General features: G+C 60.2%; 10 protein-coding genes, 2 tRNA genes and 2 pseudogenes. 5 read left to right on the top strand and 9 right to left on the bottom strand.

All coding sequences use genetic code 11. The features are described 5' to 3' along the window. Positions 1–205: 205 nt before the first annotated feature. Together EJ076_RS18685 and EJ076_RS18680 are read right to left on the bottom strand one after the other, a co-directional pair. Entirely contained in the window at positions 206–1,492 is a 1,287-nt protein-coding gene (locus EJ076_RS18685) for an outer membrane protein transport protein (protein ID WP_109668836.1), read from the bottom strand. 358 nt (positions 1,493–1,850) lie between these two features. Continuing rightward, a complete protein-coding gene (locus EJ076_RS18680; RefSeq protein ID WP_126068886.1) occupies positions 1,851–4,634 on the bottom strand; it encodes a valine--tRNA ligase in 2,784 nt (927 codons plus the stop codon). A gap of 306 nt (positions 4,635–4,940) precedes the next feature. Here EJ076_RS18680 and EJ076_RS18675 point away from each other — a divergent pair, with 306 nt between their 5' ends. Beyond that, positions 4,941–5,588: a VOC family protein gene (locus tag EJ076_RS18675; protein WP_126068885.1), complete on the top strand. Its 648-nt coding sequence runs from the start codon at positions 4,941–4,943 to the stop codon at positions 5,586–5,588. A gap of 61 nt (positions 5,589–5,649) precedes the next feature. Here EJ076_RS18675 and EJ076_RS18670 read toward each other — a convergent pair whose 3' ends face one another. The 4 genes and pseudogenes from EJ076_RS18670 to EJ076_RS18655 form a co-directional block, all read right to left on the bottom strand. Beyond that, on the bottom strand, positions 5,650–6,474 hold the full coding sequence (locus tag EJ076_RS18670; protein WP_126068884.1) for a PopZ family protein: 825 nt from the start codon (positions 6,472–6,474) through the stop codon (positions 5,650–5,652). Between the two features lie 216 nt (positions 6,475–6,690). Continuing rightward, positions 6,691–8,082 carry a TolC family outer membrane protein gene (locus EJ076_RS18665; protein WP_109668830.1) on the bottom strand — a complete coding sequence of 464 codons (1,392 nt, stop codon included), beginning with the start codon at positions 8,080–8,082 and terminating at the stop codon, positions 6,691–6,693. A gap of 181 nt (positions 8,083–8,263) precedes the next feature. After that, a pseudogene (locus tag EJ076_RS18660) lies at positions 8,264–8,931 on the bottom strand (protein-L-isoaspartate O-methyltransferase). Positions 8,932–9,021: 90 nt separating this feature from the next. Then, positions 9,022–9,095 (bottom strand) — tRNA-Cys (locus tag EJ076_RS18655). A 226-nt stretch (positions 9,096–9,321) separates the two neighbouring features. On the opposite strand from EJ076_RS18655, the gene EJ076_RS18650 reads away from it, so the two are divergent. Next, positions 9,322–9,528: a hypothetical protein gene (locus EJ076_RS18650; protein WP_126068883.1), complete on the top strand. Its 207-nt coding sequence runs from the start codon at positions 9,322–9,324 to the stop codon at positions 9,526–9,528. Positions 9,529–9,554: 26 nt separating this feature from the next. Here EJ076_RS18650 and EJ076_RS18645 read toward each other — a convergent pair whose 3' ends face one another. Next, the gene (locus tag EJ076_RS18645) at positions 9,555–9,812 is read right to left on the bottom strand and encodes a hypothetical protein (RefSeq protein ID WP_126068882.1); all 258 of its coding nucleotides are present in this window, start codon (positions 9,810–9,812) and stop codon (positions 9,555–9,557) included. Between the two features lie 224 nt (positions 9,813–10,036). Between EJ076_RS18645 and EJ076_RS18640 the strand changes: the two genes are divergently transcribed. Both EJ076_RS18640 and EJ076_RS35820 read left to right on the top strand, forming a co-directional pair. Further along, positions 10,037–10,111 (top strand) — tRNA-Asn (locus tag EJ076_RS18640). 150 nt (positions 10,112–10,261) lie between these two features. Beyond that, the gene (locus EJ076_RS35820) at positions 10,262–10,579 is read left to right on the top strand and encodes a hypothetical protein (RefSeq protein WP_245462833.1); all 318 of its coding nucleotides are present in this window, start codon (positions 10,262–10,264) and stop codon (positions 10,577–10,579) included. A gap of 111 nt (positions 10,580–10,690) precedes the next feature. On the opposite strand, the pseudogene EJ076_RS35815 reads toward EJ076_RS35820, so the two are convergent. After that, positions 10,691–11,746 (bottom strand): annotated as a pseudogene (locus tag EJ076_RS35815) (recombinase family protein); the annotation flags it as partial. Between the two features lie 516 nt (positions 11,747–12,262). After that, complete coding sequence (locus EJ076_RS18625) at positions 12,263–12,931, bottom strand: hypothetical protein (protein WP_126068880.1); 669 nt, start codon at positions 12,929–12,931, stop codon at positions 12,263–12,265. A 120-nt stretch (positions 12,932–13,051) separates the two neighbouring features. Between EJ076_RS18625 and EJ076_RS18620 the strand changes: the two genes are divergently transcribed. Next, on the top strand, positions 13,052–13,282 hold the full coding sequence (locus EJ076_RS18620) for a helix-turn-helix domain-containing protein (protein WP_342778201.1): 231 nt from the start codon (positions 13,052–13,054) through the stop codon (positions 13,280–13,282). The last annotated feature ends 242 nt before the right edge of the window (positions 13,283–13,524 follow it).

Raw genomic sequence — 13,524 nt, 5'->3', positions numbered from 1 at the left:
ACCAAGGAAAATCCGCCCGAAACCGCTCAAAAATGATACCTTCGATAGCCGGCCTGCCCGCTGTTACATTATGGCAACAATACGGCAAAAACTTCCGCTTACGTCAACAGCAACGCACCGGAGTGCCCCGTTTGAAGGTTCTTCGAAGTCGGCAAGGCAACAAAAAGGCCGGGCGGTGCCCGGCCTTTTTAACATACAAAAGAGCTTACCACTTCAGGGCGTAGCCCAGGTTCAGCGCAACAGCATAGCCAGCCTTAACGGCCTGGTTCCCGGATACGCCCGGAACTTCCGCGTATTGCGTCTCGGTTGCAGATGTCAGATAGCTCAAACCAACGCCGCCGCGCAATTCTCCGCCGATCCCGTCCTTGTAGGAGCCGCCGATGCCGAGCGTATAGGTGTCGCTCGTCAGATCCCAACCAGTCCCAACGCCCTGATCCCAGGTCAGGCTGACAAGACCAGAGAGGCGCTCCGTAAACGCGTGCCCGACGCCGCCGGTGACGGTCCATCCGTCCTTCCAGTTATAAGTATCGATAGTGTTGGTTATGGGGGAGTTTACGATCAACGCCTGCTGAACGCTCCAGTCCATCCATTTCACCGAACCAAAAGCCAGCCAGCCAGGCGCGATGCCAGACTGAAGTTTCAATTCAACACTCTGGGGTAGATTGCCGGTTCCCGTGGCAGGCGCCGTCGTGTCCAAGCCATTGGCGGCGGCGAGATAGGCTTGCTGCAGCGTCGCTGCTGCTTGCGCACCCAACTGCTGGGCAAGCGGTATATTGCCCTGCCCCAGGGCAGCTACAGCGGCTGCCTGCAATTGCTTGGCCTGCGCACCCAGCAATGCCGCCGTCGGCACGGTCAGGTTCCCGTCTGCACCATAGCTGGTTCCGGACCGGTACATAAGTTGAGCCCGCAAGGCAATCTCAGGAATGTCATACGCCACCCCGAGGCGATAGCCATAATCCTGCCCCGCCAGCTCGAGGTTTGCATTCGGCAGCACGACGTTACCCGGAAGAGAACCAAGCGCATTCACTCGGTTGTAATCAAGATTTTCGACAAACCCACCGCCCAGAAGCCACAGATTGCCGCGTCCAAGGCTAAATTTAACGCCGCAGGTCACCGCTTTTTCGTTGGTGGTAAACTCCTCGGCCAATTTGCCGCTCACCTTCGGGAAATCATAAGTGGTCGAACCACCATTGTTGTCGACCATGGTCCCGGCGCAGCGGAAATTGTCGGTGAGATTGAACTTCACCGCGGCGGACGGGATAACGTAATCGTCTGTGTATTCAGTGCCGACGAGCGCTGGATTCGGGTTCTTGGTGAATTCGCGATGCGGCGAAACATACGTCACGCTTGTACGCATGTTGAAGTTGCCGTCTTCAAAAATAATGTCGGTGTCGGCCGAGCCGCGCGAGAAACCGCCAGCGTGCACTGAGCCCATCAAAGCCAGCGAAAAGCACCCTGCCCCCAGCAGTGCTTTCAGACGCAGATTGTTCATGAATGTCCTCCCCGAATAACTAGTGCATCGAGCTAGAACCAATTCAGGTTAACGGTGCAACAACGAATTCTAGAAGCGTACGCGTACAGTTGATCAGAGTGCGTTTTCGGCAAAGTTCCGACGTTCCCCTTAAGACCGAAAACCCGCCATTTGGGTGCGAATGGATCAATAAAATCGGCAAACTTGTGCAAAACGGCTCTAGAAGAGGGTGTTTTGCGGGGTATATGGCCCCATTGTTACATTATGGCAACAATGGGGCTAAAACTTCCGTTTACGTCAACATTAACGCAACGGAATGCCTATTTTCCAGGCAAAACACCGCCATTTTAAAGAGAACTAAAGTCTCTCGAATCCATCCTCAACCGGCGTCCCGAACCCGGGTCAACGCCACCGATAGCTTGCCCTGCGCGTCGCGGTACTCGGCGAGCTTTTCACGCTCGGCGTCGACGATCTCGGCCGGTGCGCTGGCGACGAATCTTTCGTTGGACAGCTTCTTGTGCAGGCGCGCGATTTCCTCGGTCACCTTGGCCAGTTCCTTCTGCAGCCGCGCAGCCTCAGCGGCAAGATCGATCAGGCTGCCGAGCGGCAGGCAGATCGTCGCCTCGTTGAGCACGATCTGGGCCGAACCCTTTGGCGCGACATCGGCGAGCGAGATGTCGCCGACCCGCGCCAGCCGCTTGATCGCAGACTCCTCGCGAACGAGCCGTTCACGTGTCACATCATTGGCGCCGACGACGACGAGCGGTGCGATGGCTGCCGGCGGCACGTTCATCTCCGAGCGCACGGAGCGGATGCCGGAGACAAGGTCGACCAGCCAGTTGATGTCGGCAGCAGCCTCGGCATCTTCGAAATCTGGCGACGGCCATGCAGCATGGCACAGCAGTGAGGGGCGTTCCTTGCCTTCGCCTGCGGTCTGCGCCCACAGTTCCTCGGTCATGAACGGCATCATCGGATGCAAAAGCTTGTAGATCTCGTCGAGCACGAAGGCGACGCAGGCGCGGCTTTCGGCCTTGGCCGCCTCGTCGGTGCCCATGAACACCGGCTTCAGCAGTTCCAGATACCAGTCGCAGAACAGGTTCCAGACGAAGCGGTAGGCAGCGCCCGCCGCCTCGTTGAAGCGGTATGAGGTGATGCCGTCCGTGATTTCACGCGCGGCCCGCGTCAACTCGGTCAAGATCCAGCGGTTGACCGCCAGCTTGGCGTCGTTCAGCCAGAAATCGTCATTGCGCGCGACCTCGTTCATCTCGGCAAAACGCGTCGCGTTCCAAAGCTTGGTGCCGAAATTGCGATAGCCGGCGATGCGCGCCGGGTCGAGCTTCACGTCGCGGCCTTGCGCCGCCATCACCGTCAGCGTGAAGCGCAGCGCATCGGCGCCGTATTCGTCGATCAGGTCGAGCGGGTCGATGACGTTGCCTTTCGACTTCGACATCTTCTGCCCGTTCTTGTCGCGCACCAGCGCATGGACATAGACGGTGTGGAACGGCTCCTCGTCCATGAAGTGCAGGCCCATCATCATCATGCGGGCGACCCAGAAGAAGATGATGTCGAAGCCTGTCACCAGCACGTCGGTCTGGTAGTAGGTCTTCAGCTCGGGCGTCTCATCGGGCCATCCCAAGGTCGAGAACGGCCACAGCGCCGACGAGAACCAGGTGTCGAGCACGTCCTCGTCACGGGTCAGGATCTCACCTGGCTTGTAGTTCTCGAGCTTGTCTTCGACCCAGGCCTTCCATGGGCCTTCCAGCGCCAGATAATATTCGATCGCCGCGCCCAGCGCCTCTTCCTCGGTCTTCTCGACGAAGACACGACCGTCCGGTCCGTACCAGGCCGGGATCTGGTGACCCCACCAGAGCTGGCGCGAGATGCACCAGGGCTGGATGTTCTCCATCCAGTCGAAATAGGTCTTTTCCCAGTTCTTCGGCACGAAGTTCGTGCGGCCTTCGCGCACCGATGCGATCGCCGGCTTGGCCAGTTCCGCCGCGTTGGCATACCACTGCTCGGTCAGGAACGGCTCGATCGGCACGCCGCCGCGGTCGCCATGCGGCACCGCGTGGCGATGCGGTTCGACCTTTTCGAGGAAGCCGCCTTCGTCCATCAGCTCGACGATCTTCTTGCGCGCGACGAAGCGATCGAGGCCGTCGAGTTCATCCCAGACCGCCTGGCGCTCCGGCGTCACCTCGAGACCGGCGAGGAAATCCTCATTGTCCTTGAGGCTCACCGCCGCTTCCGTGGTCAGGATATTGATCGCCGGCAGCTTGTGGCGCTTGCCGACCTCGAAGTCGTTGAAGTCGTGCGCCGGCGTGATCTTGACCGCGCCCGAGCCTTTCTCCGGATCGGAATACTCATCCGCCACCACAGGAATCTTGCGGCCGACGATCGGCAGAACGATGTTCTTGCCGACCAGATGCCGGAAACGTTCGTCGTCGGGATGCACCGCGACGGCCGTATCGCCCAGCATCGTCTCGGGGCGTGTCGTCGCCACGGTGATGAAGGTTTTCGGGTTTTCCGGGTCGAAGACCTGGCCCTCGATGGGATAGCGGAAGTGCCAGAGATTGCCGTTGACCTCCTGCTGCTCGACCTCGAGATCGGAGATCGCGGTCAACAGCTTGGGGTCCCAATTCACAAGGCGTTTGTCCTTGTAGATCAGCCCTTCCTTGTAGAGCGTGACGAACACTTCGAGCACGGCCTTGGACAGGCCTTCGTCCATTGTGAAGCGTTCGCGTGACCAGTCGGCCGAGGCGCCGAGGCGCTTCAGCTGGTTGAAGATGGCGCCGCCGGATTCGGCCTTCCACTCCCACACTTTCTCGATGAACTGCTCGCGGGTCAGGTCGCGGCGGTGGATCTGCTTTTCCATCAGCTGGCGCTCGACCACCATCTGCGTGGCGATGCCGGCATGGTCCATGCCTGGCTGCCATAAGACGTTCTTGCCGCGCATGCGCTCGAAGCGCACCAATATGTCCTGCAGCGTGTTGTTGAGTGCGTGGCCCATGTGCAGCGAACCGGTCACGTTCGGCGGTGGGATGACGATGGTGAAGGCCTCGGCCCCCTCCTCGGCCCCGGCACCGGCGCGAAACGCGTCGGCCTCTTCCCAGACTTTGGCGATCTTCGGCTCGACGGTTTTGGCGTCGTAGGTCTTTTCAAGCATGGGAAATGGTCCGCGCTGTCGGGAGTTTTGCTGGTCCGGTGTAAATCGGAAGGTTTTGGCCAAGTCAACCGCCGCGGCTGTCTTGGACCCTAGACGTCAAATAGGCATGGCCATGATCCGATCAAGGAAGACCACTTGCGATCGTCCTTCAAAGAAAGCAGCCACTTGTTGCCTGGGAAAAGGGGGGCTTGACCGCCTTGACCGCCAAGCGTCATCCCAATACCGTACCAACGCTGCTGTAGGGCGCATCGGCTTCCGGCCGGAGGGGCATTGCCCGCCTACGCCACCTCAACCCGCAATGCGCCCATGCCAACGCTCGAACACCACAAGAAACAGGCCAAGCTCTATCTCAACAAGCTCTATCTCAAATGGCACCGCGAACGGTACTATCCCGTCGCCGCTGTGATTGGATGGATTTTGCCGCTTTTCCGCAATTTGACCGATAGTCAGATCCTCGATCACGGTTTCAAGCTTGCCGATGCCCAGGAACTGGTTGCCAGGAAGTCAGGCTTCGATAGCTGGCAGGCGCTGAAGAAAGGCCCTCAAACCGTGACTGACCGCATAGCAACAGATGTCGCAAAACCGCACCTCGCCTTCGCCGAGCCGCAGCTCTTTGTCTCCGATATCGAAGCAGCCTGTGATTTCTACCGGCGAATACTCGGCTTCAAGACACGCTTCACCTATGGCGAACCGCCCTTCTACGCACAGGTGTTCCGGGACGGTGCGCGGCTCAACCTGCGCCATGTTGACAAGCCGCCTTTCACCAACAGCCACGGCGACGATCTGCTGGCGGCGACGATTGCCGTCGACAACATCAAGGCGCTGTTTCTGGAGTATCAGGTAGCGATGGCCCCTTTCCACCAGACATTGCGAACCGAGCCGTGGGGCGCCCGCACGTTCATCGTCAGGGATCCCGACGGAAACCTCATCTGCTTCGCCACCAGCGCGAACTGACCTCACCAAAGAGAAACGGCGCCACGAAGGCGCCGTTTCTCCTGGGCAATCGGTATGGGGACTACTGTGCCCCGCGCGCCACGCGCTCTATCTCCTCGCGCACCAGCCTTTCGACCAGTGTCGGCAGATTGTTGTCGAGCCAATCCTGCAGCATCGGCCGCAGCATCTCTTCGGCCATCTCGTCGAACGTCTTCTTGCTGCGGCTGGCAAACGCGTCGGAAAGCTCACCAAAGGCCGCTGCGACCTGCCGGCCGGTGTGCTCGGAAACGATCGCCGGACGCGGCGCATCACTGGCCGCCGCCGGCCGCACCACGCTTGCATCCGGACGAGACGGCTCGACGACCGGTTCCGTGGCCGACTCGTCCCTGAGATTGTCCACCGGTGGCTGGGCAACCGCCTTGCGGACCTCGCCCGTGTCCGACACCGCCCTCGCCTGCTCACCAACCGCGGCGATCTCGCGCCGCCAATCGGCGACGGGGGCCTCGGTAGCAGGGATAGGACGCGGTGCTGGTGCATCGACCGCAGCCGGCTCGGCGGCAACGCGGGCGCTGACCTCGGCAAGTGTCATTGTTGGCTTTGCCGGGGCGGGATCGGGGCGCACCGGCGTTTCCATGCGCGCGATCACCGGCTCGGCCGCCGGCAATTGTGCCTGGACTTCCGCCAACGTGACCGGCTTCCTGACCTCGGGAGCAGCATGCAGGTCGGCACGAAATGCTTCGACGTCGGGGGCTGCGGCGGCGCTCGACGCCGGCTCCAGATCTTGGAGCAGTTCATCGGCATCGCCCGGCTGCTTGCGGCCGCCGTCGCTGTCCTCAATGATCCGCCTGATGGAAGCCAGTATCTCTTCCATGGAAGGTTCGCGCTGTGCGCTGCTTGCCGTTGCCATCGTCACATCCGCCGCCTTTGTGACCCCTGTGGGTTTCCGTTCCGGCAAAGCCGGATCGAATCATGGCGACAGCGTAACCGACAGAGCGCCGCACGAGAATCCCCAATCTGGGGACTTGTGGGATTTCAACAGATTAGCGCGATCCCGAACCCAAGAGCAGCGGAGCCAAAAGAGCCCGCTCAAACAGGGAGACGGCAAAGCCCGGGCCGAACGCCCTCAGCGGCCGTCCGGCGTGCGCAGGCCGTACCACTTGTCCTTGACCGCGTTGTAGTGCTCTTCAGGCTTGTATTTCGTCACCTGCAAGCCAAGCCGGTCGACGGACAGACGGCCTGTCGCCTGCAGGATGGCGTAGCTCGCCACCACCACATCATGCTCATAGCCGGCCTGGTTGATCTGGGCGGTGATGACCGTCGCCTGCGCGTTGAGGACGTCGAGCGTGGTGCGCTGGCCGACATTGCGTTCTTCGATGACACCGTTCAGCGCCAGCTTCGCGGCCTCGATCACTTGCCTGTTGGCCGTCAGCTGCTGCTGCGCGGCGGTGTACTCGGTCCAGGCGGCGGTAACGGCCTGGCGGACCTGGTCGCGGCTGACGTCGACCTCGATGCGAGCCTGGCTGAGCGATTCCTTGTCCTGGCGCACGATCGCCGAGGTGCGGCCACCAGAATAGATCGGGATGGTCAGCGTTGCCCCGACACTGGCCGAATTGGTGGTGCCGTCCTGCGAACTGACGCCCGGCAAGGGCGAGGTGTTGCGATAGGCGCTCGAAACGCCGGCGGAAGCCGACAGCTGCGGCAGTAGCGCACCTTCAGCCGATTTCACAGAAAACGCGGCGGCATCGACCAGGTGTTGGGTGGCAAGGATGGCCGGGTGCTCGTTCGCGGCCACCCCGACGGCGGCGGCGAGGCTCGACGGCAACAATTTTGCAACCGGCGAAGCACCCTTGAGCTTGCCCGGTTCGTCGCCGACGATCTGGCGATAGCTTGCCGCACTTGCCAGCGCCTGCGCCCGGGCAGCACTCAGCGATGCCACTGCGGCGGCCCGCGAAGCGTCGGCCTGCGCGACGTCGGTGCGTGTGCCTTCGCCAACCTCGAAGCGCGACCGCGCCGCGCGCGCCGTTTCGGTCAGGAATTGCAGGTTCTGCTCGGTCAACACGGCGACCTGCCGGTCGCGAATGACGTTCATATACGCTTGGGCAGCAGTGAACAGGATGCCCTCTTCAGTGTTGCGCAGGCTTTCGACCGACGCGCGGACCTGCGCTTCGGCGGCAGCGACATTGTTCCTGGTCTGAAAGCCGTCGAACAGCGTCTGATTGATCTGGACGCCAAAATTGCCGGTGGTCAGCCGCACGCTTGAGTTGGTGCCGTTGAGATGGCTGCTCGAATAGTCGATATTCGCCGAGCCGGTGACAGTCGGGCGCCAGCCCGACTTGGCGATGGCGACGCCCTCATCGGTGACACGGACGCCGGCGCGGGCCGAATTCAGCGAAGAATTGTACTGATAGGCCTTTGCAAGCGCGCCGGAGATGGTTTCGGCCGAAGCGGCCAATGGGGATAGCATGGTCGCCGAAACGAGGACGGCGGTGAAAAGTGACTTTCGTACAGACGGCACGGTTAAACCCTCATTCGTTTTCCATGGGAACCGCGCCGCCCCAGCTTCTCCTTTGAGCAGCTGTAGCGGCGTGTTTCATGTTCCCTGCTGCTCAGCCCCAAAGTGCCCCCAGTCTGGGATCAGCAATGATCGTTCAAATGCAAGCGACCATGACAACGTCTCTCCTGCAAGGCAAAATCATTCAGAATTCGAAGGCGCGAATACGTTCGAACCCCGGTAGTGGCTTAATTGCCGCATTAAACGCGCGTCTTCCGGTTACAACCCCCCGGCTTTGAAAAAAAGTCGGGCCACGCCGGAATTGCCCTGTCCTTCGACGGCGACGAGTCGGCCACCTTCGGCAAGCTGGTCGAGCAGCGGGGCCGGCACTTCCGCGACACTGCCGCCGATGAAGATGACGTCATATGGCGCGTTGGCTGCATACCCTTGCGGCAACGCCCCCTGAACGACGGTCACATTGCCGCAGCCAAGCGACGAAAGCGTCGATCTAGCGGTTTCGGCCAGCGCCGAATCGCTTTCGAGCGCCACTACGGATCCGGCCAGCCGCGACAGGATGGCCGATGCGTAGCCCGTGCCGCACCCGACATCGAGCGCCGAATCGGTCGGGTTGATCTCAGCCAGCTGGATCAGCTTGGCGAGCGGCGAGGCTTCCATCAGGTAGCGCGCGCCGTCGGCGCCGGCGGCAATGCGGATGTCCTCGTCGATATAGGCGAGATCGCGCTGGGCGGCGCCGACAAAGACCTCTCTTGGCACGACAAGCATGGCGTCGAGCAGCGGCGCGCTGGTCACATCGGTGGTGCGAACCTGGCCGTCGACCATCTTGACGCGAAGCTCGGAGAAATCAGCGCTCATGTCCCAACCAATCCGCTTGCCGCGCCAGAACCGCGGTTCATTATGTCAGGAACTTCAGGCCCCTGCGCTGCTGCGCGGGGGCCCGGGCATTGGAGGCCTCGCCCGGAATCGAACCGGGGTGCAAGGATTTGCAGTCCTCTGCGTAACCACTCCGCCACGAGGCCTCGTTGCTCCCGGCGTTCCACCCGGTTCCAATAGGTTGCGGCGAAAATGCCGTCAAGCGGCGACCGTGCATTCCGAACGGTTTCCTCTGCACCAGCGCGGGGAGCATCCGTCAAATCCTCATTACCCAGGCAACACAACGGCATATTAGCGGATTGTTAAGCATGGCTTGTCGTCGGAAGAAACGCATCCACGGCCCATGCGTTGAGCACGCCAGGAGGCAAAGCCATGCATCAGGCAACGGTGGCAAAAGACAAGAACGCGCCGGCCAGCCTGTCTCTGCCGCAGTGCGGAGAGCTTTTGCACTACGCCATCGATCGTCTGTCCATCGAAGGTGCGGGCAGCCTGTCGCCGCACGACAAGGCAAGACTTGCCTCAGCCGCGGCAATTCTCAAACAGATCTGTGAGGCACTGGAAGAGCACGCTGGACGCTAAGGCGCGTCATCTTGCGATATCGGCCGTCAATCCGGCCGGCGGCGCCGTTCCCACCAGACGACAAAGCGGCGGCGGTGACGCCGAACCATGGCGAATTCATAGGACAGCACCAGCAATCCGAGCGGAACCATCCAGAAGCCGAGGATCGGCAGGAAACCGAGGATGCCGCCGATGGTCAGCAGGATACCGATGGTGATTCTGAGCCCGCGCGAGCGCGGCATCTTGAACTCACGCCCGAGAACCGAGATTTTTCGCGCTGGCATCCGGTTGTCTTGTGCTGTCATCGTCTCGAAAGGTTAATCCGTTTTGATCATTCAGGAGCACCATTAAACTAAGGCCGCAGCCACGCTTTCGGTTCCCTGCCCCTGCCAAGACGGCTAATATGAGGGCATCTGTCGACGATTGCGAGAAACCCCTGCGCGAAAAAGCCTCGGAAAAATGCGAAATGCTTCTTTGCAAAGCCGAAAAGGGCAGCTATAGGCTGCGCCACTCACATAAGAGCCTCCGTTCCCCGGTAGCTCAGTGGTAGAGCAACCGGCTGTTAACCGGTTGGTCGCTGGTTCGAATCCGGCCCGGGGAGCCATTTCAGTACAAAACTGCGAACGTCGCGCCCCGCCATGCACACGCCAGGCTTTTCGCCTGACGCTACAAGTGTCTGAAGAAGCGTAGCCTTTGATCCCTTGATCAGAATCCGCTCAGCTCCAATGTCAACTCGCTGCACCAGGGTTTGCAGATGGTGACGCCTAAAGCTTCCGTCCCCATCCCGGAGTCGCTGCGTGGCAGCTTCTGCGAACCGCGCAACCGCCTCATGCGTTATCTTGACCGCATGGCTGTCTCGGTCCATCGCGCGCTCGGCATCGGCGTTGGCCGCATCCCGAATCCTCTTCAACTCCGCGATTCGTCCCTTGAGGTTGCTATCCGCCAAATCAGCCAGACCGTTCTCGATCGCTTCATAAAGTCGCGTGAGCTTCCCCTCGGCGTCAGCAGCCTGTCGTCGCAGATCGCCGGCCCGGTCCTTCTCGCGATTGTTTTGCTCTGCCCTTCGTCGTAGCAACCCGGACAGCAACGCCTCGAGCCTAACTGGGTGCAAAAGTCGCTGTTCCACATAGTTCGCGACCAATTCGTCCAGTTTCTTCATCGGCATTGTTCGACCCTTGCAACCGGTTTGTCCCTGCCGGGCGGTCGTGCAACAGGTGTAGTATCGATACTGTCTTCCCTTTCCCGAGGTGCGCAGGGTCATCGCACCTCCACAGTCCTCGCAGAACACGACACCACCCAAGAGCATCGGGCTGTTCACGAATCGAGGCGCCCGCAACTGCGGGCTTCGCGACTTAAGAAGCTCCTGTACCGTATTAAATTCAACCTCTTCGATGATCGGCTTCACCTCGACTTCGACGACATCTTCCGCAGCCTTCTCAACGCCCTTCCGTTTGCCGCTGACGTTAAAACGATGTCGCCCGATGTAGGTCGAGCGCGTAAGGACCTGATGGACTCCTCCGAGACCCCACCGACCTCCGGTTTGTGTCCGAATCCCGCGATTGTTCAGATAGCTGGCGATCTGACGCACTCCCATTGGGCCGTTATCGCTGTCGCCGGCACGCGCCAAACGAAACATCAAGCGGACATGGTCGGCGGTGAGAGGGTCGGGTTCGATTTTCTTTTTGGTCCGGGTGCCACGTTGCTCGGCAGCCACTGTCCGGTAGCCGTAGGGTGGTCTGGACCCATTCCAGAAACCCTGCCGAGCGTTTTCGCACATAGCCCGAAGCGTATGCTTGGCATTCTCCTTGGACTGATACTCATCGAATAGCGCCATGATCTGGCGCATCATGGTACTCATGGGATCGTCGCCGAGATCCTGTGTAACTGACGTCAGCCGAACATTGTTCTTCGCCAATCGTCGGACATAGAACTCGAGCTGAAACTGATCGCGAAAGAACCGTGAGAACGAGTGGACAATGATAGTGTCGAAGGGCGCAGGGCGTTGCGATGCAGCGTCCATCATTCTCTGGAATTCGGGCCGCTTGTCGTCGGTCGCCGACGCACCCGGCTCAACAAACTCCGTCGTCACCGCAATTCCCTTCGTCTGACAATAGGCCTGTAGCTGGCGACGCTGGTCGGGGATTGAAAGGTCGTGCTCAGCCTGCCGGCCGGTTGATACGCGGAGATAAAGCGCGGCTCGGCCGGATATCGCCAAGATGGAGCTCGCTTTGGCATTCATGAGCGGCCTCCTCTCGTCAGGTCAGTTTCTAGCTCCAAAAATTTCATCAAGCAGATCGGAGCAGTGAACATCAAACAGGTCCAACTCTCGCTCCGAAATGGGAATAGGATCGGGCCAATCGTCGAGGATTTCCGGTTGCCACTCCTCCTTGTACCGTTTCGCTCGGTCAGATTTTGGACAGCGACTAGGGACGGCGTAGTCGAATAGACCGGTGAGCTCCGTCGACCTGCGAAGTGGAAAGGCTGACATTCCGCCATTGTCGCTGACCAAATTAAAATTGCTAGCCGATACAAGGCATTATGTGAGCTATCGAAGGCGGGCATACGGATGCTGCCGAAGGCTGCCGACCTCAATTGGCTCCTGTCTGCGATCATGGAGAAGTGCATATCGGCGGGTCTACACGGCCCGCCCGTGGCATTGCGCCGCCTTGGCATTGGTCCTTCGAGTTAGAAATTAGGTAAGTGAGCCCGAAGGTGCGCTGACACTCCAAACCCAATCAGTATTTCGCCTTGTGCCTTACAATCCGTCAGGGCCGAATATCTGACTCAGCCCACCTTGCCGGCTAATCCGACCAATATCGTCGAATGCCGAGCGAATCTGGGGCCAAGGAAACTCAGTATCGGCTTGCGAAGACTGCCCTTCCCTCAGCACCGCATCAAGTTTGGCTGCCACACCGGCAAGGGACCCTGCGGGGGTTTTCGACAACAGCTCAAGCAGGTCCCCTGCTCGATCGGCGGCCTCGCGTTCGGCGCGCATTGTCGCCGAGTAGCCAATCTCCCTGTCGGCGGCATCCCAGTGCGCCTGATGTGCCGCAAAATCGGCTTCGGCCTTCCCACGAACAGCCGAGTCCGCTGGAGTTATATCGAGCATCTCGGTAAGCGCCTCAAGTGAATACAGCCTTACGTTCCCTCCGTTGTGCAGCCGCACAGTCGTGCAAGGAAATCCGACCGTTTCGGCAAGCTTGCGCTCCAGGCGCTGCTGCTGACGGCACAGCCGCTCGGTCCGCTGGTGTGCTGCCTGCCATTTGTCCCACGCCGCAATCGCAGGATCAGCGGATAGGTCTATTTCTAAATCCGTGCCGGCAAATGCTTTGCGCTTTGATCCCGCAAGTGCAATTGCCGTTCCTACAAGCATCCGCCTGCGGGTGACGCGAGGCGGAGTCGTGCTATTGTCGGAATCAGTCATGATCCGAGCTCCTCATAGCTTGGTCGTGGTTAGGTCGGGCTGGGCGTGCTAGCGCTCAGCTCGGCCGATAAGGGAAACATCATCTTATACAAATTGATTGACGTCAATCGGATTGATAGAATGGAACGTGCGCTAACGGTAGAGCAGTGTCGTGGCGCTCGCGCGATGCTTGGATGGAGCCAAGAACAGTTAGCTGAAGTAGCAACCGTTGCTCGACAGACGATTGCAGATTTTGAACGCGGGGCGCGTATGCCGATCGCCAACAATCTGACGAGTATAAGGCATGCCCTTGAAGGTGCCGGAATCGAGTTCTTATCCGAGAATGGGATCCGATACAGAGCGCGCAGATGACAACGTCATTTTGGACCGATCTCCCAGTTTGACAGCCGATCCTTGGTGGCGCAATCCGCGACCGTTTGGGCCAGAAGCGGTCATCCGCGGCCAGTTCTCGAATGACCGCTGTGGGCCGAAAGCAGCCCGGCAGCTTCGGGTTGCGAATCTTCACGAGCAGACATTGAGGTTGACGTGGGCGCGTCGCGACCTGACCTTTCCTGTCGTCAACGTGCGCCGACGAAGAAGCCCGGGGCAAACCT

This window comes from Mesorhizobium sp. M7D.F.Ca.US.005.01.1.1 (assembly GCF_003952545.1).
GTDB classification, from domain to species: Bacteria; Pseudomonadota; Alphaproteobacteria; order Rhizobiales; family Rhizobiaceae; genus Mesorhizobium; species Mesorhizobium loti.
Note: the sequence above shows the minus strand (reverse complement) of the source record. Positions and strands in the feature narration are given on the sequence as shown.